The sequence below is a fragment of the Rhizobium sp. Root1203 genome, from assembly GCF_001424945.1.
In the GTDB taxonomy this organism is placed as follows: Bacteria; Pseudomonadota; Alphaproteobacteria; order Rhizobiales; family Rhizobiaceae; genus Rhizobium.
In genome coordinates, this window is record NZ_LMCW01000004.1 from 42993 (window position 1) to 66214 (window position 23222).

Annotated in this window: 23 protein-coding genes and 1 other RNA gene; 10 read left to right on the forward strand and 14 right to left on the reverse strand. The window is 61.8% G+C overall.

The annotated features are described in order from the left end of the window. Positions 1-89 precede the first annotated feature (89 nt). A complete protein-coding gene (locus tag ASC97_RS05500) occupies positions 90-1892 on the reverse strand; it encodes an ABC transporter transmembrane domain-containing protein (RefSeq protein ID WP_057467432.1) in 1803 nt (600 codons plus the stop codon). A 190-nt stretch (positions 1893-2082) separates the two neighbouring features. Between ASC97_RS05500 and rpmE the strand changes: the two genes are divergently transcribed. Next, positions 2083-2304, forward strand: coding sequence for a 50S ribosomal protein L31 (gene rpmE, locus ASC97_RS05505; RefSeq protein ID WP_057467341.1), 222 nt, complete (start codon positions 2083-2085; stop codon positions 2302-2304). A gap of 161 nt (positions 2305-2465) precedes the next feature. On the opposite strand, the gene rcdA is transcribed toward rpmE, so the two are convergent. The 3 genes from rcdA to ASC97_RS05520 all read right to left on the reverse strand — a co-directional run bounded on the left by rcdA (position 2466) and on the right by ASC97_RS05520 (position 4856). Continuing rightward, positions 2466-2981, reverse strand: coding sequence for a protease adaptor protein RcdA (gene rcdA / locus ASC97_RS05510; protein WP_057467342.1), 516 nt, complete (start codon positions 2979-2981; stop codon positions 2466-2468). Between the two features lie 378 nt (positions 2982-3359). Next, the gene (locus tag ASC97_RS05515; protein WP_057467343.1) at positions 3360-3551 is read right to left on the reverse strand and encodes a DUF1192 domain-containing protein; all 192 of its coding nucleotides are present in this window, start codon (positions 3549-3551) and stop codon (positions 3360-3362) included. A gap of 21 nt (positions 3552-3572) precedes the next feature. After that, on the reverse strand, positions 3573-4856 hold the full coding sequence (locus ASC97_RS05520) for an MFS transporter (RefSeq protein WP_057467344.1): 1284 nt from the start codon (positions 4854-4856) through the stop codon (positions 3573-3575). 174 nt (positions 4857-5030) lie between these two features. On the opposite strand from ASC97_RS05520, the gene ASC97_RS34585 reads away from it, so the two are divergent. Further along, the gene (locus tag ASC97_RS34585; protein ID WP_200959439.1) at positions 5031-5195 is read left to right on the forward strand and encodes a hypothetical protein; all 165 of its coding nucleotides are present in this window, start codon (positions 5031-5033) and stop codon (positions 5193-5195) included. A gap of 4 nt (positions 5196-5199) precedes the next feature. On the opposite strand, the gene ASC97_RS05525 is transcribed toward ASC97_RS34585, so the two are convergent. From ASC97_RS05525 to ASC97_RS33780, 6 genes are all read right to left on the reverse strand, one after another. Beyond that, entirely contained in the window at positions 5200-6117 is a 918-nt protein-coding gene (locus ASC97_RS05525; RefSeq protein ID WP_057467345.1) for a PhzF family phenazine biosynthesis protein, read from the reverse strand. A gap of 135 nt (positions 6118-6252) precedes the next feature. After that, positions 6253-7278, reverse strand: a complete 1026-nt coding sequence (locus ASC97_RS05530; RefSeq protein WP_057467346.1) for a class I fructose-bisphosphate aldolase — start codon at positions 7276-7278, stop codon at positions 6253-6255. Between the two features lie 224 nt (positions 7279-7502). Continuing rightward, complete coding sequence (locus tag ASC97_RS05535; protein ID WP_057467347.1) at positions 7503-8705, reverse strand: phosphoglycerate kinase; 1203 nt, start codon at positions 8703-8705, stop codon at positions 7503-7505. Positions 8706-8776: 71 nt separating this feature from the next. Next, positions 8777-10627 (reverse strand): potassium/proton antiporter, encoded by a 1851-nt coding sequence (locus ASC97_RS05540; protein WP_057467348.1) that lies wholly within the window; start codon positions 10625-10627, stop codon positions 8777-8779. 351 nt (positions 10628-10978) lie between these two features. Beyond that, positions 10979-11293: a hypothetical protein gene (locus tag ASC97_RS05545; protein WP_057467349.1), complete on the reverse strand. Its 315-nt coding sequence runs from the start codon at positions 11291-11293 to the stop codon at positions 10979-10981. Between the two features lie 91 nt (positions 11294-11384). Next, positions 11385-11525, reverse strand: coding sequence for a hypothetical protein (locus tag ASC97_RS33780; protein ID WP_156390314.1), 141 nt, complete (start codon positions 11523-11525; stop codon positions 11385-11387). 249 nt (positions 11526-11774) lie between these two features. Here ASC97_RS33780 and ASC97_RS05550 point away from each other — a divergent pair, with 249 nt between their 5' ends. After that, positions 11775-12713, forward strand: coding sequence for a LysR family transcriptional regulator (locus tag ASC97_RS05550; RefSeq protein WP_057467433.1), 939 nt, complete (start codon positions 11775-11777; stop codon positions 12711-12713). On the opposite strand, the gene ASC97_RS05555 is transcribed toward ASC97_RS05550, so the two are convergent. The 3 genes from ASC97_RS05555 to tkt form a co-directional block, all read right to left on the reverse strand. After that, positions 12664-13395 (reverse strand): SDR family oxidoreductase, encoded by a 732-nt coding sequence (locus ASC97_RS05555; protein ID WP_244481398.1) that lies wholly within the window; start codon positions 13393-13395, stop codon positions 12664-12666. The genes ASC97_RS05550 and ASC97_RS05555 overlap by 50 nt on opposite strands. A gap of 187 nt (positions 13396-13582) precedes the next feature. Beyond that, entirely contained in the window at positions 13583-14593 is a 1011-nt protein-coding gene (gene gap, locus ASC97_RS05560) for a type I glyceraldehyde-3-phosphate dehydrogenase (RefSeq protein WP_057467350.1), read from the reverse strand. 65 nt (positions 14594-14658) lie between these two features. After that, the gene (tkt, locus tag ASC97_RS05565) at positions 14659-16632 is read right to left on the reverse strand and encodes a transketolase (RefSeq protein ID WP_057467351.1); all 1974 of its coding nucleotides are present in this window, start codon (positions 16630-16632) and stop codon (positions 14659-14661) included. Positions 16633-16967: 335 nt separating this feature from the next. Here tkt and ASC97_RS05570 point away from each other — a divergent pair, with 335 nt between their 5' ends. The 3 genes from ASC97_RS05570 to ssrS all read left to right on the forward strand — a co-directional run bounded on the left by ASC97_RS05570 (position 16968) and on the right by ssrS (position 17861). Further along, complete coding sequence (locus ASC97_RS05570; RefSeq protein ID WP_057467352.1) at positions 16968-17243, forward strand: DUF4164 domain-containing protein; 276 nt, start codon at positions 16968-16970, stop codon at positions 17241-17243. 15 nt (positions 17244-17258) lie between these two features. Continuing rightward, a complete protein-coding gene (locus tag ASC97_RS05575; RefSeq protein WP_057467353.1) occupies positions 17259-17636 on the forward strand; it encodes a cell division protein ZapA in 378 nt (125 codons plus the stop codon). A gap of 66 nt (positions 17637-17702) precedes the next feature. Next, positions 17703-17861, forward strand: a non-coding RNA gene (ssrS, locus tag ASC97_RS32555) — 6S RNA. 63 nt (positions 17862-17924) lie between these two features. On the opposite strand, the gene ASC97_RS05580 is transcribed toward ssrS, so the two are convergent. After that, the gene (locus tag ASC97_RS05580) at positions 17925-18383 is read right to left on the reverse strand and encodes a hypothetical protein (RefSeq protein WP_057467354.1); all 459 of its coding nucleotides are present in this window, start codon (positions 18381-18383) and stop codon (positions 17925-17927) included. A gap of 333 nt (positions 18384-18716) precedes the next feature. Between ASC97_RS05580 and ASC97_RS32560 the strand changes: the two genes are divergently transcribed. The 4 genes from ASC97_RS32560 to ASC97_RS05595 all read left to right on the forward strand — a co-directional run bounded on the left by ASC97_RS32560 (position 18717) and on the right by ASC97_RS05595 (position 22975). Then, positions 18717-18863: a DUF1127 domain-containing protein gene (locus ASC97_RS32560; RefSeq protein ID WP_080725715.1), complete on the forward strand. Its 147-nt coding sequence runs from the start codon at positions 18717-18719 to the stop codon at positions 18861-18863. A gap of 160 nt (positions 18864-19023) precedes the next feature. Then, positions 19024-19611: an IMPACT family protein gene (locus tag ASC97_RS05585; protein ID WP_057467355.1), complete on the forward strand. Its 588-nt coding sequence runs from the start codon at positions 19024-19026 to the stop codon at positions 19609-19611. Positions 19612-19730: 119 nt separating this feature from the next. Next, positions 19731-20750, forward strand: a complete 1020-nt coding sequence (gene gnd, locus ASC97_RS05590; protein ID WP_057467356.1) for a phosphogluconate dehydrogenase (NAD(+)-dependent, decarboxylating) — start codon at positions 19731-19733, stop codon at positions 20748-20750. Positions 20751-20857: 107 nt separating this feature from the next. Beyond that, entirely contained in the window at positions 20858-22975 is a 2118-nt protein-coding gene (locus tag ASC97_RS05595; protein ID WP_057467357.1) for a mechanosensitive ion channel family protein, read from the forward strand. Positions 22976-23222 lie beyond the last annotated feature (247 nt).

Sequence of the window (23222 nt, forward strand, 5' to 3'; positions counted from 1 at the left end):
GGGATATTTAAGTCTTTTGCAACCCACCGTCAGGGCGCGACCGGCTGTGGGGGCTTGCGGCTCCGGCAGACATCAGCCATGCGGCCGCGCTATTTTGCGATCGCGAGGAACTCTTCGGCGCCCGTCTCGAATTGGAGCTTTGCCAGCTTGGCATATATACCGCCATGGCGGACGAGCGACTGGTGCGTGCCCTCTTCGACGACCCGCCCCTGGTCCAGGACAAGGATGCGGTCTGCCTTCAATACCGTCGCCAGGCGATGGGCGATGATGAGGGTGGTGCGCCCTTGCATCAGGCCATCGAGCGCTCTTTGCACAAGCGTCTCGCTCTCAGCGTCGAGCGCCGAGGTTGCCTCGTCGAGAAGCAGCAGCGGTGCGTCCTTCAGGATGGCGCGGGCAATCGCGATGCGCTGCCGCTGACCGCCGGAAAGTGTAATGCCACGCTCGCCGACTTCGGTGTCGTAGCCGTTCTCCAGCCTCGTGATGAATTCGTCGGCCTGGGCTGCAATGGCTGCTGCACGCACCGCCTCGCGGCTGGCATCGGGGCGGCCGAATGCAATATTTTCGTGGATCGACGTGGCAAAGATCGTGACGTCCTGGGGCACGATCGCCATGCGCCGGCGCAGCGCGTCGGGATCGACCGTGCGGGCATCGACGCCGTCGATCAGTACGGCGCCCTGCTGCGGGTCATAGAAGCGGAGGAGCAGCGAGAACACGGTTGTTTTCCCGGCGCCCGAAGGACCGACGATGGCAACGGTTTCGCCGGGCGCGATGCGGAAGTTCAAACCGTGCAGCGCGGACCGGCCGGGGCGCGACGGATAGGCGAAGTGGACGTCGGAGAATTCCACCTGGCCAAGGGCCGGATCAGGCAGCGACGCCGGGTTTGCGGGCGCGCCGATCGGGGACACCTCGTCCAGCAGCTCCGTCAGGCGGTCGGCGGCGCCGGCTGCCTGCGACAGTTCTCCCCAGACTTCGGAGAGGGCGCCAAGCGAACCCGCGGAGATGACGGAATAGAGCAGAAACTGCCCAAGCGTCCCCGGAGAGAGCGTCCCCGCAAGAACATTGTGGGCGCCGACCCAGAGGACGGCGACGACGCTCCCGAAGATCAGCGTGATGGCAATGCCGGTCAACAGCGAGCGCGAGCGGATGGCGGCGCGGGCGGCATCGTAAGCCGTTTCGACGGCGGCTCCGTAGCGCCCGGCGGCTGCGGCCTCGCCGCCGAAGGCCTGCACCGTGCGTGTCGCCGAAATGGTCTCGTTGGCGAAGGCGGATGCGTCTGCGAGCGTATCCTGCGCTGCGCGAGAGCGTTTGCGCACGGAGCGGCCAAACCCGACCAGCGGAAAGACGATCAGCGGAATTGCGCCGAGCACCAGGCTGGAGAGCTTGGGCGAGGTGACGATCATCATGCCCATGGCGCCGAAGCAGAGGATGAGGTTGCGGAGCGCAACAGACGCGGTGGCTCCGACCGCCGACTTGATCTGTGTCGTATCCGCCGTCAGGCGGGAAACGATCTCGCCTGACTGGTTCACGTCGAAGAAGGAGGGAGACAGCCGCGTGACATGGGCGAAGACATCGCGACGGAGGTCCGAAACGATGCGCTCGCCGAGCGTGATGACGAAATAGTAGCGGAGCGCACTGGCGACAGCCAGCACCACGGCCATCACCATCAGCATGAGGAAGTAGCTGTTGATGAAGCGGCCGTCCGCCTGGGTGAAGCCGTGGTCGATCATGCGGCGAACGGCAAGCGGCAAGGTCAGCGACGTGACCGCGGCCAGAGCCAGCGAGAAGAGGGCGCCGGCGACCATGCCGCGGTAGCGCATCACATAGGGCGCCAACCTGCCGAGTGGCCTCAGAGAACGCGACTTCTTCTCCCCGGTCTGCACTGCGTCTGTCAATTCATCTCCGATCGCCTTCAACACCGTGCAAGACGGTTGAGGGCTCTTGTTATCCCAGTGGCCTTCATGTATAGGCACCGCATCCTAATGGGAAGCCGTAGCCTTAAACGCCTGCGGCTTCATTTATTCAATCGGTCCTCTTGTCGCAACGTGATGCGTCAAATTGGACGTTCGTGGCAGGAAGATTGTTATGAAGGCACAGATTCATCCCGACTATCACACGATCAAGGTGGTCATGACCGACGGCACCGAGTACGAGACCCGCTCGACCTGGGGCTCTGAAGGCGCTGTCATGAACCTTGAAATCGACTCCAAGTCGCACCCGGCCTGGACGGGCGGCAACCAGCAGCTCATGGACCGCGGCGGCCGCGTTTCCAAGTTCAACAAGCGTTTCGGCGGCCTCGGCCTCTAATCGCTGCCGGTTGGCAGAATTTGAAAAAGCTCCGCTGCGGCGGGGCTTTTTTTGTTTTCGCCGACGGTGATCAAAGCGCTACTCCGGGTGAGTGGCCGACAACGAAAAACCGGCCGCGCACAAGCCGCAGCCGGTTTTAAATATGCCAGCGATCTGGACGATCAGTTGTTGCCGAAAGCCGTCTGCAGGAGGCTCAACTGAGCCTGAACGCTGTTCTGGTTGTCAGGCACAATCGGCGCCTCGTTCGGCCGGTAGATTTCGCGGTCGAGCAGGGCGACACGGTTCTGAAGGCGCAGCGAGCGTTCGATCAGGTCGCGGAACGATTCCGGCAGATCGCCCCAGCCGGGAGCGTTGCGGTCGACATTGAAGCCGTCGAGGCGAACCTTGTTCTTTTCGGCAAGCACCTGATCGCGCGACATCTCGCCGTTGTTGACGGCACGCTGCAGCAGCAGCCAGGAGGCCATTTGCATCAGGCGGGTGGTGAGGCGCATCGATTCAGCAGCGTAGAGAACAGACGCCATGCGCGGCAGAACCTTGGAGGCCGCGCGGCCATTGCCGTCGAGGTAGGCGGCGGTCTCTTCGACCAGCGACATTCCCTCCGAATACAGTGCCTTGAACTGCGAAGATGCGGCGGCGCGACCTGCAAAACTGATCGTATTCAATCCAAGCTCTGACATTTAAACAGTCCCTGTTGCACGCATCTACTTATGGTCAGGTAACGCCGGCCAAAGGCAAAAGTTTCCTCAGACGGCCTTTTATGCTTTTAAGATGGTAGCTTTAGCCCAATTGCGCAAGGCGTTTCTTAAGAAAGGGTTAACTTCCACAGTTTCATGGAACTAGTCCCCAACGCAGGCAAAAAAGAAGAGCCGCAAAAGCGGCTCTCAAGGTAAAACAGGGAGAAAAATCAGACCAATTCACCGCATGGGAAACTGTCTGAAATCCAGAGCAAGTCCGGATGCGTAGAGTAATACCTTATAAAGCTTAACGTCTCATTAAGTCTGTGCCGAATTAACACTTGCGTGGCCGCTATAATTGGATTCCGGCCAATGGCGGGGTCAGGATCGGAACAGATTTTCTGCCGCCAATCTTCCGGAGGCCTTTCTAGCCGCTTCGGCCTCGATGCGGGCGATTTCGGTTTTCAGCAGCTCGATCCTGGAATTCAGCTCGTCGACAGACATCATGGAAAGTTCCATGCCGATTTCGTGAGTCGGCTTCTTCTGGGGGCGGTCGTCATCGATAAAGGTCATACTCGGTCCTCCATCCTTGCATCAGTTGTACTTTACCGCAGGATCGCCCGGTTCGGGAGCCTTGTTGGGGGGATTGCGATCCGCCAGCGACATGCTTTCGGGCGTCAGCATCTGCGACGTCGCGGTCGGCAAGGTCGTGTAGGCGTCGCGGTCGCCCGCGGGAATGGCGGCGCGCATGCGGCTGCGCATGATCGCGTAAGCGGTGATCAGGACATGGGCGACGGCGGTGACCAGGAACAGCGCGTGCGGATTGATCATCGACATGACGGGGCCGCCGATCGTCGGACCGATGATGGTGCCGATGCCGTAGAGCAGCAGCAGGCCGCCGGAAACCTTTACGAAATCCTCCGACGAGGCATAGTCGTTCGCATGCGCGACGGCGATCGGATAGAGCGTGTTGGCGACCGCGCCGTAGAGTATGACGAGACCGATGATGAAGGTCGGCGACGAGGGGTGCAGGACGGCAAGCAGCAGACCGGCAAAGGCGGCGACCGCCGACATGGCTGCCAGCACGTAGCGCCGGTCGATGCGGTCCGAGAGGCGGCCGGCGGGAAGCTGCATCAGGGCGCCGGCAAAGATGGTGGAGCTCATCATGATGGCGATGCTGGTATCGGAGAGGCCGGCGCCGGCGCCGAAGACGGCGCCCAGCGTGCCGTAGGCGCCGTTGGCAATTCCGACGAGCAAGATGCCGAAGCATGAAACCGGCGAGTTGCGATAGAGAGCGGGGAGGTCGAGCTTGACCGCCTTCAGCGGCTGCGGCGAGGCTGCGGTGGACAGCGTCGTCGGCAGCATGGCGATGCAATAGAAGATGCCGCAAATCATGAAGAGAACAGGGGTGCGAACATCCTCGAGCGGTATCATCATCTGTCCGGCGACGACGCCGAAAAGGGTGATGGCGATGTAGAGGGAGAAGATCGCGCCACGGCTTTCATTTGTGGCGCGCTCGTTCAGCCAGCTCTCGATGATCATCGAGGTTCCGGCAGTGGCAAAGCCGGTGACGGCGCGTAGCAGCACCCACCAGACCGGGTGGATGACGATGCCGCTGACCAGCGCAATGATGGCGATGATGGCGATGAACCCGGAAAACGCGCGCACATGGCCGACGCGTCGCACCATTTTAGGAGCTACCAGGCAGCCGATGACGAAGCCTGCCGCCCATGAGGTACCAAGCAGGCCGAGCGTCGTTGTCGCGTAGCCCTCGATATTGCCGCGGACGGGAAGCAGAATGCCTTGCAGGCCGTTGCCCATGAAGAGGAAAAGTGTGCCAAAGAGAAGTGCGGCGACGGACAGCAGGTTTCTTTTCATTTTCCACAGACTCTGCACATTGGTTGTCGAACGGACATATGGCGACGCGGCGTGTCGCCCAGTCTCAAGAATGTTGATTGTGCCCCCGAATGCCTTTACGGCATGAATAAATGCAGTCGTTGCGCGAAATAATGTCGGTCCTGTGACATTAATAACAGTTGGAAAAATAAAGACATGACGAAGCTGATCGCGCTGCTGCTCATCCTGGCGATGGCAATACAGGTGATCAAACCGCTCGGGTTGCCCGGGCTGCGGCGGCGGGCGGATTTCTGGAAGATAGCCCTTATCGCATTTGCGATATGGGCGGTCGCGCTGCTCGGCCGCGACCTGTTCGCCTAGCTGGCTAGCATTCGATTTCGCCGTGCATGACGGGCACACAGGAACCGGAGATGGTCACATCGGTGACGATGCCGTCCTGCTTTACAACGTCTATCCCGATGATGCTGCGCCGACCCATTTCCACGCCCTGCTCGATGGTCAGCGAGACGGTCATGTTCGCATCCGGCACGAGCGATACGAGGTAGGCGCCGAGTGCCGCCGAGGCACTGCCGGTTGCCGGGTCTTCCGGGACGTTGTCGAGTGGTGCGAACATGCGCGCGCGGATGTTCCACGGCTGGTCGGGCGAGCGGACGTAGACGAACAGCGAGAAGTCGTGGCTGCCTTCCGGCGTGGGCCCGGCAGCCTCCTGGAAGTAGGCAAGGTTCGGTCGGGCGAGGGCGAGTGCCGGCAGATCCGCCAGTTCGGCAACGACAAAGCTCAGCCCGACGGAGGCAAGCACCGGCCTGTGAGCCGTCGTGCGCACTGCGTCGGCGCCGATCGAGAGGCAGCGGGCGACTGTTTCCGCCATGATCGTCCGGCCGACAATGAGCGGTTTCGGCGCACGTATCGCGGCGGACGAGACCCGATCACCGTCACGCTTCAAGTCGACCTTGACGAGGCCGGCCTTTTCTTCGAAGCGCAAGCTGCTGCCGACCGCGCGTCCGAAGACCTCGGCCTGCTGGCCGAGGACATAGGCCGTTCCGACATTCGGATGCCCGGCAAAGGGCACTTCCATGGTCGGGGTGAAGATGCGGACCCGGGCGGTATTCTCCGGATTTTCCGGCGGCAGCACGAAGGTCACTTCGGAATAGCCGAACTCGGCCGCGATCTTCTGCATGTCGGTATCGCTCAGGCCGCGCGCGTCGGTCATCACCGCCAGCGGATTTCCCTCGAAGCGCGTGGAGGTGAAGACGTCGACGGTCGTGAAGGACACTTTGCTCATGGGGGCTCCAACCTATCATGCGATACCGATTCCTAGCGATGATCGGTTGGAGGCAGAAGCGCAAATTTGTCGCCGCGACAATGAAAAACCCGGCCGCTTGCGCGACCGGGTTCCTGAATTGCGGCGAGCTTGATCTCAAGCAGCCTTTTCGAGGTCTTTCTTCCAGCTGCCTTTGGCGGCAAGGCTGTTCATCTCGGCGCGATGGCTGAAGGCACGCTGGCCCGCAGCGACGTTCTCCGGCTTGCCGCCCCAGGCCTTGAGGGCCGTGTCCTGCAGCGCGCGGCCATAGGAGAAAGTAACGGACCAAGGCAGGTCGTAGCCGGAGTTGATGGCGGAGAGGTGTGCGGTCGCTTCTTCGGTGGACTGGCCGCCGGAGAGGAAGGCGATGCCGGGCACGGCCGATGGGACGGTGCGCTTCAGCACCTGGACGGTGCGCTCGGCCACTTCCGACACCGATGCCTTGCGGGCGTTCTTGCCGTCGATGACCATGTTGGGCTTGAGGACGATGCCTTCCAGCCTGACGCGGGCGTCGGCGAGCTCTTCGAAGACGGTGCGAATCGTCCATTCCGTCACTTCGGCGCAGCGGTCGATGTTGTGGTCGCCGGGCTTGCCGTCCATCAGGCACTCCGGCTCGACGATCGGGACGATGCCGGCCTGCTGGCAAAGCGCCGCGTAGCGCGCAAGCGCATGGGCATTGGCGCGCATCGACCCCCAGGTCGGCAGAGAGGAGGAGATCGCGATCACACCGCGCCATTTGGCAAAACGCGCGCCGGCTTCGTAGTACTTCGCCAGACGGTCCGCGAGACCGTCGAGGCCTTCGGTGATCGTCTCGCCGGGATAGTTGACCATCGGCTTTGCGCCGGTGTCGACCTTGATGCCGGGGATGCTGCCGGCGGCGCGGATGATGTCCACGAACGGGGTGCCGTCTGCGGCTTTCTGAAAGAGGGTTTCGTCATAGAGGATGACGCCGGAGATATACTCTTTCATCGCGCTGTCTGAGCGGAAGAGCATTTCGCGGTAGTCGCGGCGGCTTGTTTCCGTCGATTCCAGGCCGATCGTGTCGAACCGCTTACCGATCGTGGCAGTCGATTCATCCGCTGCCAGCAACCCCCGGCCGCCCGTGACCATACGCAGGGCAATGTCTTCCAAACGTTCGCTCATATCGCTCTCTCCACAGCAAGAAAAACTAGTCAACTGATGAATATAGGTCGGCGATACCAGAAGTTTATAGACGGGAATACGGCGGGCAAAAAGACTGAAACGATTGAAATTCTTTCAATCGTTTGAAAGTCTGAACTTTTGTTTTTGCCCTGAGCAAAAGACCGCGGACACTTGCGTGCCGCGGTCTATGTACATGGAAAATTTGTCGAATCGGGTTCTGGCGTCTACTTCGCCGCGTTCAACACGGCGACGCCCGGAAGGACCTTGCCTTCCATCCACTCGAGGAAAGCGCCACCTGCCGTCGACACATAGCTGAAGTCGTCGGCAACGCCTGCGTGGTTCAGGGCAGAAACCGTGTCGCCGCCGCCGGCAACCGAGGTGAGCTTGCCGGCCCTGGTGCGTTCGGCCGCATATTTTGCAGCAGCCACCGTCGCCGTATCGAAGGGCTCGATCTCGAACGCGCCGAGCGGGCCATTCCAGACCAGCGTGTTGGCACGCCCGATCCATGCCTTGATGGCTTCGACCGACTTCGGGCCGACGTCGAGCACCATGGCGTCGGATGGAATGGCGTCGATCGCCACCGTCTCGTTGGCAGCGCCCGCCTTGAACTCGCGCGCGATCACGCCGTCTTCCGGCAGGACGATGGCGCAGCCAGCCGTCGCGGCTTCGATCATGATCTGGCGCGCGGTATCGGCAAGGTCGTGCTCGCAGAGCGACTTTCCGACATTTGTGCCGCGGGCAGCAAGGAAGGTGTTGGCCATGCCGCCGCCGATCACCAGCGCATCGACCTTCTTGACGAGGTTCATGAGCAGGTCGATCTTGGTCGAAACCTTTGCGCCGCCGACGATGGCGACGACGGGGCGGGTCGGATTGCCGAGGCCCTTCTCGAGCGCCTCCAGTTCGGCCTGCATGGTGCGGCCGGCGTGGGCCGGAAGATGATGCGCGAGGCCCTCCGTGGAGGCGTGTGCGCGGTGGGCCGCCGAGAAGGCGTCGTTGACATAGATGTCGCCGTTGGCCGCCAGCGCCTTGACGAATTCCGGATCGTTCTTTTCCTCGCCCTTGTGGAAGCGGGTGTTCTCCAGCAGGAGGATATCGCCGTTCTTCATCGCCGCAATCGCGGCCGTCGCGGCGTTGCCGATCGCGTCGCTGGCAGTCTGTACCGGATGGTCCAGGACCTCTTCGACAGAGGGCGCAATCAAGGAGAGAGACAGATCAGGCGAGGGGCCGTCCTTAGGCCGGCCAAAGTGCGCGAGCAGGATGACCTTGGCGCCTTTTTGCGACAGTTCGAGGATCGTCGGGGCAACGCGCTCGATGCGCGTGACATCGGTTACTTTGCCGTCTTTTACCGGGACGTTGAGGTCGACGCGGACGAGAACGCGCTTCCCGGCAATGTCGTTGAGGTCGTCGAGGGTCTTGAAGGAAGGCATGGAAGGATCCGTTCGTTATTGCCCAAAAAGATGCGGGGACCATAGCAAGGATCATCACGGACGCAAGGCGTTCACCGTGGGTTTTCATCACCTTTGGCAGCAGCTGCGGCGGCCGCCACCTCCTTGTTCTTTCTCCCTTTCAGCCGGTCGCGTACGCGGTCGATGATGTCGCGCATGTTGATGAAGATCGGCAGCGTGATGGCCGGTTCGACGGCTTCGAGCGACATGCCGACGGAGCTGATATGATATTGGTCGTCGAGGTCGCGGACGATCAGGATGATCGAGCCCAGGCGGACACGGTCGGCATAATCAGCCTTGCCGCCAAGCCGCTGCTTCATCAACTCGGCGATCGTCAGCGCCTTCTCCGATTCATTCAGCAGGCCCGGGCCATAGGCTGCATCAAGGTCGGCGGCGGGGCGCGACGGTGAGAGAGCGAAGGCGCCAAAGAAATCGGCATCGTCTTCGTCCACGGGTGCGCGGCTGGCAAAGAGCTTGTCGAGCAGACGCGAATAGGAGGGAACGACGAAGAGATAGACGAGATCGTTTTCCCTCAGGCGTCCGGCATACTGGTAGCGCATCGACTTGCCGTCGCGGATGATGAGCGACGGAGTTGCCCAGCGCGGGATCCGCTCGCCGCGAAGGACAGGGCTGTCCTTGATGACGCGGTAGGACAGCAGTTCATGGTTTGCCGCTCCCGGCAGGTCGACCTCGACCTTGTCGACGGCGCCGATGCGGGGCGGAATGATAAGGCCCAGCTTCTTGGCAACGGGCTTGATGGTCCACCCCTGCAGCAGCAGCGAGACCAGCACAATGATGAAGGCGGTGTTGAAATAGACCTGCCCGTTTTCGAGGCCGCCGAGGATCGGCATGATGGCGAGCAGGATCGAGACCGCGCCGCGCAGGCCGACCCAGGCCACGAAGCCTATTTCCTGCTGTGTGTAGTCGTAGGGCAGCAGCGAGAGCCAGATCGCCAGCGGGCGTGCAATGAAAATCAGGAAGAGGGCGAGGAGTACGGCCGGGACCGCAATCGCCGGAAACTGCGAGGGGGTCGCCAGGAGGCCGAGCACGAGGAACATGATGATCTGCGCGAGCCAGGTCATGCCGTCCTGAAAGCGCTTGACGGAGGCATAGCCGGGCAGCTTGCGATTGCCGGCGTAAATGCCGGCAACGTAGACCGCGAGGAAGCCGCTGCCGCCGACGGCGCCCGTTGCCGAGAAGACGAGCAGTGCCAGCGCGAGAACGAAGATCGGCGTCAGCCCGCGGTCGGTCTCGAGCTTGCCGACGATCAGAACGATCATCATGCCGCCGAGCAGGCCAAGGATGACGCCGAGGCCCATCTGCTGCACGAACATGGCCAGCATGCCGATATTGATGCCGTGGTAGCGTTCCCCGCTTGCCAGCACCTCGACGAGCGCGATGGTCAGGAAGATCGCCATCGGGTCGTTGGTGCCGGATTCGACTTCCAGCGTCGAGCGAACCTTGTCACGGATGTTGATGCCACCGATGCGCAGCAGGAAGAAGACGGCGGCCGCGTCGGTCGAGGCGACGATGGAGCCAAGCAGCATGCCTTCCAGCCATTTGAAATTCAGCAGCCACATGGAGGCAACGGCGACGAGCGCCGCCGTCATCAACACGCCGATGGAGGCAAGCGTCAGCGACGGGATGGCGGCGAGCTTGAACGCCTGAACCGGCGTTCCGAAGCCGGAGTCGAACAGGATGACCGCGAGGGCGATGGAGCCGAGAATATAGGCGAGATAGTTGTTGGTGAACTCGATGCCGAGCCCATCGGTGCCGGCGAGCAGGCCAATTCCGAGGAAGAGCAGGAGAAGAGGAGCACCGAAGCGAAACGCAAGCAGGCTCGAAAACGCAGCAAGGAGCACCAGCGTCGTCGATACCAATACGACGATGTAGAATGCTTCCATGCCGATCCCCTTATCCGCCGATCAAACTGCAGCATCGCCCCCGTCTGCTGCAGCTGCTTCTGTCATCTCTCCAAACCGTACCCGATGCCTGCCAGTTAACGGCAAAATCCACTCGAAGGGTAGACCCTGAGGGCTAGCCTTTCCGTGCTGCGGCGTCATGCTGCTGATTGCTATGCCGAACGGCAAATCGGGCGAACGGCTTACGTGAGCCTATCGGAAGTGTAGGGCGAAATCAGGCAGGAACAGGGCAGAAAGAGACGCCTTGTATTTTTCTTGGACATTCGCAGAATCACGGAAGCCGCCGAGCGACCGATGTCGCCGTTGGATCGCGACATCAGCCGACCGGGAAGACTACGCTTCGGCGTCGTCTTCCTCATCCGCCGCATCGGAGATCGGAATCAGGAAGACGACGAATTCGTCGTCGATGGTTCTCTCGGGATCGTCGTCGAATTCATAGGCATGCTCGACTTCGCTTGCCTCTTCGGCCGTTGCCTTGCGCAAGTTCAGCTTGGCGACGCCGTCCCATACCGGCTTGCCCTGGGATTGCAGGATCGTCAGATCTTCCCTGAAATCCTCCGCCTGGAAGAAATGCTTCGCGTCTTCGTCGTTTTCCGATCGGAAACTCGCGATGGCCTGTCCACCGATTTCAATCGTAAAGTAATCCATCAAATTCTCTCTCGCTTCTGCGCGGGCCGCGCCAAATCGACAGTAAGGCGATAGGGTTCGCGGCGCCAGCACTATCCGCGCAGAGTGCCTGTCACCGTGGGCCCATTGCGCGCGCCGATTCCATCAGCGGCTGCCCCTTCGCGATCTGCCTCGAACTGCGCCCGCCAACGAGGCTCATGCTCAGCACGCTGGCGATCATGACGAGAAGGATGGCCACCATCAGAATTCTCATGGGTGAATCCGCCAGCTGCATTACTTGCGCAGTGTCTGTTCCACAGACTGCGAGGCTAGTCAGTTTGGCCGCGCAGGGCAAGCGCCCGAGGGCGCGCGACCAAGGGATATCGGCGGTTTTGCAGCTCTTGGACGGGCGCCATCTTCAGGGCGATGTGTTGACGGCGGCACCGGCGATGTGGCAGCGTTGGCGGCTGTCGCGGCGTTTAAACGTTGCACTGCTTTGCCCCTTTCCCAGTTCGGCATGTCGATGCATCCCAGATTACTCAGGACATTCCTCGCGGTCGCCCGGCATCGCAATATCACGCGGGCAGCCGAGGAGGTTCACCTCGCGCAATCGAGCGTCAGCGACCAGATTCAATCCCTTGAAAGCGAACTTGGCGCGGAGCTCTTCACCCGCTCGAAGCCCGGCCTGGAACTGACGCAAGCGGGGCAAACGCTGAGCCCCTACGCCGAAGAAATCCTGATGCTGGAAGACGAGGCGCGCGCGGCGGTTGCGACAACCGTCGGACACCGGGCTGGATCGGTGGGGATTGGAGCCCTGGAAACAATTGCGGCAATCAAGCTCCCGACATTGTTGTCCGGGTTTCGGACCGACCGCCCCGATATCGACATCCGGCTGACGGTGGCAGGCAGCGGCGATCTGCTCCGAAAACTAGACAGCGGCGAGATCGATGTCGCCATCTGCTTCGACCAGGGTTGGCCCGACGAACGTTTCGTCCGACGGACGATCGCGACGGAGCCTTTGATCGTCGCCACGCCTCCCGGTGGCGCGTTTGCATCGAGGAAACCGGATCTGGCCGAGCTTGCCTCGATGAACTTCATAACGACCGAAGTCGGCTGCGTGTATCGCGGCTTGTCCGACAAGGCATTTGCCGAGGCGCACGTCGATGCACCAAAGCCCGCCGCTGAAGTCGGCAGCATCGGCACCATTGCGCGGCTGGTTGCTGCCGGTGCAGGCATAAGTCTCGTTCCACGGCTTGCGGTGGCGGACGCCCTCGACCGCGGAGAGATTGGCGAGATGACTTGGCCGGGGCCGACGCGGACCGCGTCGCTGGTGATGATCTGGCGGCGCAGGCGTGTTCAGCCGCCAGCTCTCAGAGTGTGGCTGGCGGCCGCAAGCGATCATTTCGCGCCGGCTAGATCAGTCGATGGCCGCCCTCGACGTGCAACACCGTCCCCGTCGTGAAGCCATTGCCCATGAGGAAGCCGATGGCGTCGGCGATATCGTCCGGTTGTCCCACGCGTCCGACCGGCAGGCGCTCTGCAATCGCCTTCAGCGTATCGTCCTTCTTGTCGCCGGCAACGAACGCCCAGATCGGCGTGTCGACCCAACCCGGCGAGACGGCATTCACGCGTATCGGTGCCAATTCGACCGCGAGCGCTCGGACCAGTCCTTCCAGGGCGGCATTGACAGCGGCGACGACCGATCCCCGCGCCGATGGACGGTAGGCAGCGATGCCGGATGTGAACGTCATCGAACCGGACGCGGAGAGTGCGGGCGCGCCGTACTTCGCCAACAGGAGCGGTCCGTAGAATTTGCTTTCCACGACCCGCTGCGCGGCCCGCAAGTCGAGGGAGGGCAGCAGCTCGTAGGCACCCTCGATATCGGCGGCAGTGCTGACGATATGGTCGAGGTCGCCGATACGCTTGAACAGATCGGATACCTGGCTCTCCTTGGCGATATCGACCGCGACTGTCTGGAAAGCTGCCGGACTGCGAAGCTCCTCGCCGACGCGCGCCAGCGTTTCCTCGTTGCGTCCGGCAATCGTGACCTGCGCCCCTGCTGCCAGACAGCGTTTCGCCAGCGCCAGGCCCATTCCTGAACTGCCGCCGACGATCAGAATCCTTGAATTCGTTATTTCACCCATTTCCACGTCTTCCATTCCTGAAGTGATCATTGCGAGGGCGATCATTGGCAGGGGAGTGCATGGAGAGGAAACGGAGAAAGCCGATGGTGCCATCGGAAAATCCGATGGAGCGGCCAATCCGTGTACGCATCGCAAAACAAAAGCGGCCCGGTTTCCCGAGCCGCTTTCAATCATTGTCCGCCGAACCTTAGATGGTCTTGGCGAAGGCGACGGCGGTGTCCGACATGCGGCTGGAGAAGCCCCACTCGTTGTCGTACCAGGTGAGGATACGAACGAACTTGCCTTCGAGAACCTTGGTCTGGTCGAGCGCGAAGATCGAGGAGTGGCTGTCGTGGTTGAAGTCGCGGGAAACCAGCGGCTCGTCGGTGTAGCCGAGGATGCCCTTCAGTTTGCCGTTGGCGGCAGACTTGATGGCTTCGTTGATTTCCTCGATGCTGGTGTCGCGCTTGGCGACGAACTTGAAGTCGACGACGGAAACGTTCGGCGTCGGGACGCGGATCGAGGTACCGTCGAGCTTGCCCTTCAGATGCGGCAGGACGAGGCCAACGGCCTTGGCCGCGCCCGTCGAGGTCGGGATCATCGACAGAGCCGCAGCGCGGGCGCGATAGAGATCCTTGTGCATCGTGTCGAGGGTCGGCTGGTCGCCGGTGTAGGAGTGGATGGTGGTCATGAAGCCGTGGTCGATGCCGACGGCGTCATCGAGAACCTTCACGACCGGAACCAGGCAGTTCGTCGTGCAGGATGCGTTGGAGATGACCAGGTGGTCCTTGGACAGCTGATCATGGTTGACGCCGAAGACGACGGTCAGGTCGGCGCCGTCGGCAGGAGCCGAGACGATGACGCGCTTGGCGCCAGCCGTCAGATGGGCTGCAGCCTTGTCGCGCGACGTGAAGATGCCGGTGCACTCCATCGCGATGTCGACGCCGAGTTCCTTGTGCGGCAGCGTTGCCGGGTCCTTGATCGCGGTGACCTTGATCGGCTTGCCGTTGCCGACCGTGATGGTGTCGCCTTCGACCTTGACGGTCGCCGGGAACTTGCCGTGGATCGAATCGTAGCGCAGCAGGTGGGCGTTGGTTTCGACAGGGCCGAGGTCGTTGATGGCGACGACTTCGATGTCGGTGCGGCCGGATTCGACGATGGCACGGAGAACGTTGCGGCCGATGCGGCCGAAACCGTTGATGGCAACCTTTACAGTCATGTGATTCACTCCCGATAAATAGGGCTTGCGTTATGGAATGGGGAGCGCCCGGAGGCGCTCCCTGATCAAAGCTTGGCTTCTGCGGCGGCAACCACTGCGTCTGCAGTGATACCGAAATGCTTGAAGACGTCCTTGGCCGGGCCGGAAGCGCCGAAGCCCTTCATGCCGACAAAGGTGCCTTCCGGTCCGATGAACGCATCCCAGCCTTCGCGGACGGCCGCTTCGACGGCGATCTTGACGGGTGAGTTGCCGAGAACTTCCTTGCGGTAGGCGTCCGGCTGTTCGAAGAAGAGCTCCGTGCAGGGAACCGAGACGACGCGGACGCTGACGCCCTTGGCTTCCAGCGTTGCGCGGGCGGCAACCGCGAGCTCGACTTCGGAGCCCGAAGCAAAGATCGTCACCTTGGCGTCGGCATTGCCGGCGAGCGTATAGGCGCCCAGTTCGCAGAGGTTCTTCTCGCTGTACTCGGTGCGAACGGTCGTGAGGTTCTGACGGGTCAGCGCAAGGCCGGACGGACGATTCAGCGTCTTGATGGCGATCTGCCAGCATTCAGCCGTTTCCACCGCATCGGCCGGACGGAAGACAAGCAGGTTCGGTACAGCACGCAGGCTGGCGATCTGCTCGACGGGTTGATGGGTCGGGCCGTCTTCGCCGACACCGATGGAGTCATGCGTCAAAACGTGGATGACGCGGATGCCCATCAGCGCTGCGAGGCGGATCGGCGGGCGGCAATAATCGGAGAAGATCAGGAAGCCGCCGGCATAGGGAATGAGACCGCCGTGCAGCGCGATACCGTTCATGGCAGAGGCCATGCCGTGCTCGCGGATGCCCCAGTGCATGTAACGGCCGGCGAAATCCGTCGGCGTTATCGACACCATCTGGCTGGTCTTGGTGTTGTTCGACGGCGTCAGGTCGGCGGAGCCGCCGAGCGTTTCCGGGAGGAAGCCGTTGATGACCTCAAGCGCATCTTCCGATGCCTTGCGGGTCGCGACCGTCGGCTTGGTCTCGGCGAGCTTCTTCTTGTAGGCGCTGATGGCCGCGTCGAAGCCTTCCGGCAGTTCGCCGGCGAAGCGGCGCGTGAACTCGGCCATGGCCGGAGCCTTTGCGAGGCCGTCTTCCCATGCCTTGACCAGGTCAACGGAGCGGCTGCCTGCCGCACGCCATGCGTCGAGGACGTCGGACGGGACGACGAAGGGTTCGTATTCCCAATCCAATGCCTTGCGGGTAGCCGCTATTTCGTCCGCGCCGAGCGGGCTGCCATGAACCTTGTGGGTACCCTGCTTGTTCGGAGCGCCGAAGCCGATGATCGTCTTGCAGGCGATGAAGGTCGGGCGGTCGGACCTGTGGGCGGCCTCGATCGCGGCCGAGATCGCAGCCTGGTCATGGCCGTCGACTTCGATCGTGTTCCAGTGCACGGCCTTGAAGCGGGCAACCTGATCGGTCGAGTCGGACAGCGACAGGGCACCGTCGATGGTGATCGAGTTGTTATCCCAGAAGAGAACCAGCTTGTTCAGCTTCAGGTGGCCGGCAAGCGCGATCGCCTCGTGGCTGATGCCTTCCATCAGGCAGCCGTCGCCGCAGATGGCATAGGTGTAGTGATCCTGCAGGTCGGCGCCGAATTCTTCGCGCAGCTTGCGCTCGGCGATCGCCATGCCGACGGAATTGGCAATACCCTGGCCGAGCGGACCGGTGGTCGTCTCGATGCCGGTGGCGTGGCCGTATTCCGGATGGCCGGCGGTCTTGGAACCGATCTGGCGAAACTGCTTCAGGTCTTCGACCGTCATATCCGGATACCCGGTTAGATAAAGCAGAGAATAGAGCAGCATCGAGCCATGGCCGGCCGAGAGCACGAAGCGGTCGCGGTTCGGCCAATGCGGCTTCTTCGGATCGAACTTCAGATACTTGGTGAACAGGACCGTCGCCACATCGGCCATGCCCATCGGCATGCCTGGGTGGCCGGAGTTGGCCTTTTCGACTGCATCCATGGCGAGGAAGCGGATCGCATTTGCCATCCGGTCGTGTTGTTCAGGAGAGATCATCACTATTCCGCTGGTTCCGGGTGTCGGGGGATGGCCTCAAGCCTGTGGAGACCATCAATGAGAGCGGCTGACACATAGCAGTTGGAACGGCCAAGTCAATAAAACGAGGGCCAATTACGAGGCTGTTGAATCGATTTTAGACATTTGACCAGCGATTTTTACAAAAGTTGAAAGGTCTGTGATGCGGGCATTCATCAGCGTCATCCACAGATAAGGGTACCCGCCGCCCTGTGACCTTTATTGACGGGCTGTTGGCGAGCTGCATATCCTTTTTTATACATTGGATCGGATTCAGGCGCCGATTCGCGGGTCTTGAGCGGGGAACCGGAAGAGACATGACGCCCACAGGCAATACCATCGAGGCAGCGCTTACCGAGCTGCGACAGGCGATTTCGGGTCTCGAGAACGCCGTGGACATGCGCATCGAGCGCCAGCGCGAGCATGGCGAGATCGAAGGCGAGGTACGCCGGGTTCATGCGGATCGCTCGAAACTCGCACAGGAACTCGATCAGGCGGAGTTCCGCGCGAACCGTCTGGAGGAGGTCAATCGCGAGGTGTCGCGACGGCTGGTGACGGCGATGGAGACGATCCGCGCGGTCCTCGACCGATAGTGAAGGACAGATGAGATGGCTCAGGTAACGGTAACGATCGACGGCAAGGCCTACCGGATGGCCTGCGAGGAAGGGCAGGAAGATCACCTGACCGATCTTGCGACTCGTTTCGACCGTTATGTCGGCCACCTCAAGGAACAGTTCGGCGAAATCGGCGACCTCAGGATCACCGTGATGGCCGGGATCATGATCATGGACGAGATTTCGGAACTGACGCGGCGCGTCGCCGGGCTTGAATCCGAGCTCGATACGCTGCGCGGCAACCGGGATACCGTTCTGGCGGCGACCGCACGGACGGAGGAGAGTTTCGCCGCAGCGCTTGTCGAGGTCACCAGCCACATCCGCGGCATTACCGACAAGTTGAACGGCCGCGCGCCTGCAGAGCTCAATTAGATAATAAATCCAAGGCGCGCCTGCGGAACCTCTGGCGCCGCCTCGCGATCGGCCTTATATAGGCAATGCGATCTGCGCCTCTCGACAGGAACCACAATCCCTGGGGCCATACTCGATCCAAAGGGAGCTGTCCCTGACCAGGCCCGTGGGCCTGGACATATGGCGCCCACCTACGTTTGTAGGCACCCAGGATCGTAAACATCCACCGGTTGCCGCGGATCGCACTCATTTCTTTCTTGATGGATTTTGCAGTCAGGCAAAGGTTTTGCCGGCCGCAGGTGCGCTGGCCTATTCCGCCCCTTCGTCTTGCATGCAGGCGAGCAGATCGGTGAAAGCCTTTTCAGTCCCCGCCAGAGGAAACGTTCCCTTTACGCCGTTTGCCTTGACGCGCAGCTCCTTGCCCGAGGTCAGCGCCGCGACGGCTTCGGTCGTGTTCGGCACGTCGATCGTCGCCGTGTGCGCGCTGTCGGCGGTCGATGAGAATTCCGTTTCGTCGCCATCGTCGATGGCCCAGCTTCCTTTCACCTCATCGCCCTTTTCGATCGGAAACCTGGCGGTGTTCGCAAACAGCGCGACCTTGTCGTCGACAGCCAGAAAGCCGATGCCGGACGGCGTGTTCTGCGCCAGGCAGCCAATGAATGCCTCGCCGTCCTTCAAAGGTTCCACCGAGAAATCGGCAGCATTCGCCAGCGTGTCGGAGAGCAGCGCAGTGGTGAAGATGAGCGCCACGACAGTGGTCTTGTTCATGTCAGATGTCCTGTTGAGAGAAGTCGGTTTGAAAACTGCTGCGCATTGTCTGATATAGCGCGCGTCTTGACGCGTGACATCGGTGGTGACAATGCGGTTGTCGTCTATGCCGAACCATTAGTGGGCGGAATGGCGACGATGGGACGACGGCACGTCGCGGATGTAGCGACCAAATAATGTGCACTCCTGTCGTAGTTATGCGTCTTATGCATTGGTGGCCTGATGCCTTAGCGCTGTTCGACATGTCGGTGCGGACGTATATTCACCTCAACAGAAAGACACCGGCGGCAAGAGCGCTGCCGAACGCTGACAGCCCTAGGAAAGGGGATCATCATGAACGTAGCACGCTCCTTCAACAACTGGCGCAAGTACCGTCAGACGGTTTCCGAACTCGGCCGCATGTCCAACCGCGCCCTGCACGACCTTGGCATCGACCGCGCCGACATCCAGCGTGTCGCACGCGATGCGGCGGTTCGCTAACAGGCAAGATTGCCGCTCTTCCCGAGCGGCCGATATGTGAAACGCCCGTTGCCCTGCAGCGGGCGTTTTGCGTCCGAGGTTCTCGGCGCCCGGCACTCCTCACCGGCTTCTCCGACAGTTTCACTTGCGAAACGCTTCGCGCAGGCGATATGCCACCTCCATGTTTTCACTAGAACGCATCGAGACATTCGAGCAGATCGTCAAGAAGAGCCGGTTTCGGGCCGTCGCAAGCCCCATCGCAGGCGAGCAGGATGCCAAGGATTTGCTGGCGGCACATGCCGATCCCGGCGCCAATCACCATTGCTGGGCTTGGCGGATCGGCCAAAGCTATCGGTTCAACGACGATGGCGAGCCGAGCGGCACGGCGGGAAAGCCAATTCTGCAAGCGATCGACGGGCAATCGCTCGACAATGTCATGGTGATCGTGACGCGCTGGTTTGGCGGCGTCCTGCTTGGAACCGGCGGTCTCATCCGCGCCTACGGCGGAACGGCGTCAGCCTGCCTGCGGGCGTCCAGGACCATCGAATTGATTCCCATGGCCGAGACAACGGTAAATGTCGGCTTCTCGGACCTCGCGCTGGTCAAGGCACGGCTCGGTGCTGCGGCGGGCGTGCGCATCACGGACGAGGCCTTTCTAGGCACGGGAGCGCAGCTGACGCTCGCGATACCTCAGGCCGTCGCCGACGATATCGCGCGAATGATCGCGGATGCAACGAGCGGCCGGGTCGTCATCGCGTTTCAGCCATGACGACACTGCGCACCAGCTATGATGCCATGACTGGAATGTGACGCAGACTTCGCTTGCCTGCCGCCATGCGAGTGCTAGTTTCCGCAATCATATCGATTAAATTATCCAGGAGACTTGAGATGCAGCTTGGCATGGTTGGTTTGGGCCGTATGGGCAACTACATGGTCCAACGCTTGATGCGCGATGGCCATGAATGCGTCGTTTACGATGCGAGGCCGGAAAGCGTTGCCGATCTTGCGGACAAGGGCGCCGTCGGCAGTGCTTCACTGGAAGAGTTCGTCTCGAAGCTTTCGCGACCGCGCGCGGTGTGGCTGATGCTTCCCGCAGCCATCACCGACAAGGTGATCGCCCAGCTCCTGCCGCTGCTGCACGACGACGACATCATCATCGACGGCGGCAACTCCTACTACCACGACGACATCCGCCGTGGCGCCGAGTTGATCACCAAGGGCATCCACTACGTCGACGTCGGCACCAGCGGCGGCGTTTTCGGCCTCGAGCGAGGCTATTGCCTGATGATCGGCGGCGAGAAGGGCATCGTGCAGTCGCTCTCGCCGATCTTCGCATCGCTGGCGCCGGGGCAGGGTTCGGTCGCGCCCTCTGAAAACCGGCCGGTCACTCCAGGCAGCACGGCCGAGCAGGGATATCTCCATTGCGGTCCGCACGGCGCCGGTCATTTCGTCAAGATGGTGCACAACGGCATCGAGTACGGCCTTATGGCCGCCTATGCCGAGGGGCTCAACATTCTGAAGCGCGCGAACATCGGTTCGGACAGCCATGAGGCGGATGCCGAGACGGCGCCGCTCGCTCACCCCGAATTCTACCGCTACGATTTCAACCTGCAGGACGTCGCCGAAGTGTGGCGCCGCGGCAGCGTCATTACGTCGTGGCTGCTCGACCTGACGTCCGATGCGCTCCATGCCGATCCGGCGCTTGCGCAATATGCCGGCCGCGTTTCCGATTCCGGCGAAGGGCGCTGGACGATCATGGCGGCCATCGACGAAAGCGTGCCGACGCCGGTCCTGAGCGCTGCGCTCTATGGCCGCTTTTCCTCGCGCGACAACGACGAGTTCGCCAACAAGGTATTGTCGGCGATGCGCGCGGGCTTCGGCGGCCACGTCGAGAAGCCCAAGGAATAAGCTATTCCGCACAAACGGATACCCGGCCCGTGCAGCGCAAGCTGCGCGGGCTTTTCTTTCGCACGGCGCGATATAAGGTGGACGAAAGATATCGGAGGGGCTGGCGAATGGGTGTGGGAATTGGCGCGCGGAGCTTGCTGCGGTTTCTGCTGCTGATTGTGGCTATTACGATGGCAGCAAGCGCCGGTGCGCAGACACCCGCGACAACAGCCGCGCCGGGGCCGGCCGGGGCGCCCGCGGAGGTGCGGCAGATGCTGCAGCTGATGCAGACGCCGCAGGTGAAGCAATGGATGGCGACGCAGATGCAGGCAATGCCTGCGGCCGGCGCAGCGAACGCCGACCAGATGTCAGTCCTCTCGGACCTTCTCGGCCATGCGCGCCGCCACTTCGATCTGGTGTCCAGTGCCGCGATGGCATTGCCTCAGGAGGTTGAAACAGCGTCCGATATCGTCGATCGCGAGGTCGAGCCGAGCGGTTGGGCGCTGGTCACGATCGAAGTTCTGGCGTTGCTCCTGGCCGGACCGGCTGCCGAGCTGCTGTTTCGCCTGCTTGTGCCTAAGCCGAGGATACGGCGGGCGGACGGCGAGGTCGTGACTGTCGCACACCATGCGGCGGCCAACCTGATTTATCGTATTGTCCCGGCGCTTGTCTTCTGCGTTGCGACACTGGTGCCGCTGGTCGTGTTCAAATGGCCGCCGATCACGCAGTCGATGGCCATTGCCATTGCCATTGCGCTGCTGGTGGCACGTTTCACGATCTCGTTCGGCCGATTGCTGGTGACGCTGGTGACGCTTCCCAAGGCAGACGGCACGCGCGACGTGTCCCGCTCGACGGCGCTGTACTGGTTCCGGCGCAGTGCAGTCTTCATCATCTATTTCGCCTTCGGCTGGGTCGTTATCCAGCTCATGCTGCCGCTCGGGTTTTCCAGCGGATCGCGCTATCTGGTCGGCTACACGCTGGGCATCGGGCTTCTTCTGATTGCGACAGAGGCAGTCTGGTCGCGGCCTGCCGACGGCGGGCAAAAAAGCACGACGATCTCATGGTTGCTGACGATCTATTTCGTGGCGCTTTGGCTGCTGTGGGTCGGAGGGCTCAACCTGGTGCTGTGGATCGGCATCTACATCGTCCTTCTGCCACGTGCGTTGCGTGTCGCAACGCTTGCGGTGCGTTCCCTGCATCAGGCGGAAGCCGGGTTCCTGGCCAAGCGCCGCATCGCGGCGGTTCTTCTCGATCGCGGCGTGCGTGCCGCCATCATCGCGATCGCCGCCGTGTGGCTCGGGCGCATACTCGGGTTTGCCGCCGACCGCATGGCCGCGGGCGACACGATGATCGATCGCATTACCCGCGGTTCGCTCGGCGGTATCGTCATCCTGCTTTCCGCCGATCTCCTCTGGCATCTGGCGCGGGCCTACATCAATGCGAGATTGGAGGATTCGCCGCTGGACAGCGCGGCCAACGACGAGGAGAAGGCGAAGCGGGCGCGGCTGCAGACGCTGCTGCCGATCTTCCGGAACATCCTGGCCGTCGTTATCGCGGTGATCGCGGTTCTGATGGTGCTGTCCGGCCTCGGTGTGGAGATCGGACCGCTGATCGCCGGCGCCGGCGTCGTGGGCGTCGCCGTCGGCTTCGGCGCGCAGACGATCGTCAAGGATGTGATCAGCGGCATGTTCTATCTGTGGGACGACGCCTTTCGCATCGGCGAATATATCGAAAGCGGGAGCCACAAGGGCGTCGTGGAAGCCTTCAGCCTGCGGTCTGTCCGGTTGAGGCACCACCGCGGACCCCTGACGACGGTGCCATTCGGTGAACTCGGCGCTGTCAAGAACCTCAACCGCGACTGGACGATCGACAAGATTACGCTGAACGTCACCTACAACACCGATCTCGTGCTGGCCAAGAAGGTCATCAAGCAGATCGGCGCGCAACTGCTCGAAAACCCGGATTACGCCCCACACATCATCGAGACCCTGAAGATGAAGGGGGTCGAACAGTTCGGCGAGTTTGCAATCGTCATCCGGCTCTCGATGATGACCAAGCCCGGCGAGCAGTTCGTGATACGCCGCAACGCGCTGGCCATGATCCGCACCGCCTTCAAGCAGAACGGCATAGAATTCGCGGTGCCGACGGTGCAGGTCTCCGGCGAAGGTCGCGAAGCGGAAGCGCATGCCGCCGCGGCGCGCTTTACCGTGCAGAAATCCGAAGCAAACGGCGAACCTCCCCCATGATGCCATGATGGCAACGCGTATCGGCAGCTGTTGCATCGGCAGACAACGGCGCCGGCTGCGGCGCGGATATGTGCGGCGCACCGGCCGACCTTACGAAAATGCAATGTGTTGAGCCGCCGCGTGCGCCAAAATTGCCCCAATTAAAGATGAAGCAAGCGTCGATGAGCGGCGCTGGGGTGGCGTGAGCATGCGTACGCTTGGCATGCAGTTTATGTTACGCATTCGAAACATGATTCCCGCAAAGATG

Coding starts and splice junctions, on each gene's coding strand:
- rpmE (WP_057467341.1), top strand. CDS start 2,083: ATGAAGGCACAGATTCATCCCGACTATCACACGATCAAGGTGGTCATG.
- rcdA (WP_057467342.1), bottom strand. CDS start 2,981: ATGTCAGAGCTTGGATTGAATACGATCAGTTTTGCAGGTCGCGCCGCC.
- ASC97_RS05515 (WP_057467343.1), bottom strand. CDS start 3,551: ATGACCTTTATCGATGACGACCGCCCCCAGAAGAAGCCGACTCACGAA.
- ASC97_RS05520 (WP_057467344.1), bottom strand. CDS start 4,856: ATGAAAAGAAACCTGCTGTCCGTCGCCGCACTTCTCTTTGGCACACTT.
- ASC97_RS34585 (WP_200959439.1), top strand. CDS start 5,031: ATGACGAAGCTGATCGCGCTGCTGCTCATCCTGGCGATGGCAATACAG.
- ASC97_RS05525 (WP_057467345.1), bottom strand. CDS start 6,117: ATGAGCAAAGTGTCCTTCACGACCGTCGACGTCTTCACCTCCACGCGC.
- ASC97_RS05530 (WP_057467346.1), bottom strand. CDS start 7,278: ATGAGCGAACGTTTGGAAGACATTGCCCTGCGTATGGTCACGGGCGGC.
- ASC97_RS05535 (WP_057467347.1), bottom strand. CDS start 8,705: ATGCCTTCCTTCAAGACCCTCGACGACCTCAACGACATTGCCGGGAAG.
- ASC97_RS05540 (WP_057467348.1), bottom strand. CDS start 10,627: ATGGAAGCATTCTACATCGTCGTATTGGTATCGACGACGCTGGTGCTC.
- ASC97_RS05545 (WP_057467349.1), bottom strand. CDS start 11,293: ATGGATTACTTTACGATTGAAATCGGTGGACAGGCCATCGCGAGTTTC.
- ASC97_RS33780 (WP_156390314.1), bottom strand. CDS start 11,525: ATGAGAATTCTGATGGTGGCCATCCTTCTCGTCATGATCGCCAGCGTG.
- ASC97_RS05550 (WP_057467433.1), top strand. CDS start 11,775: ATGCATCCCAGATTACTCAGGACATTCCTCGCGGTCGCCCGGCATCGC.
- ASC97_RS05555 (WP_244481398.1), bottom strand. CDS start 13,395: ATGGGTGAAATAACGAATTCAAGGATTCTGATCGTCGGCGGCAGTTCA.
- gap (WP_057467350.1), bottom strand. CDS start 14,593: ATGACTGTAAAGGTTGCCATCAACGGTTTCGGCCGCATCGGCCGCAAC.
- tkt (WP_057467351.1), bottom strand. CDS start 16,632: ATGATCTCTCCTGAACAACACGACCGGATGGCAAATGCGATCCGCTTC.
- ASC97_RS05570 (WP_057467352.1), top strand. CDS start 16,968: ATGACGCCCACAGGCAATACCATCGAGGCAGCGCTTACCGAGCTGCGA.
- ASC97_RS05575 (WP_057467353.1), top strand. CDS start 17,259: ATGGCTCAGGTAACGGTAACGATCGACGGCAAGGCCTACCGGATGGCC.
- ASC97_RS05580 (WP_057467354.1), bottom strand. CDS start 18,383: ATGAACAAGACCACTGTCGTGGCGCTCATCTTCACCACTGCGCTGCTC.
- ASC97_RS32560 (WP_080725715.1), top strand. CDS start 18,717: ATGAACGTAGCACGCTCCTTCAACAACTGGCGCAAGTACCGTCAGACG.
- ASC97_RS05585 (WP_057467355.1), top strand. CDS start 19,024: ATGTTTTCACTAGAACGCATCGAGACATTCGAGCAGATCGTCAAGAAG.
- gnd (WP_057467356.1), top strand. CDS start 19,731: ATGCAGCTTGGCATGGTTGGTTTGGGCCGTATGGGCAACTACATGGTC.
- ASC97_RS05595 (WP_057467357.1), top strand. CDS start 20,858: ATGGGTGTGGGAATTGGCGCGCGGAGCTTGCTGCGGTTTCTGCTGCTG.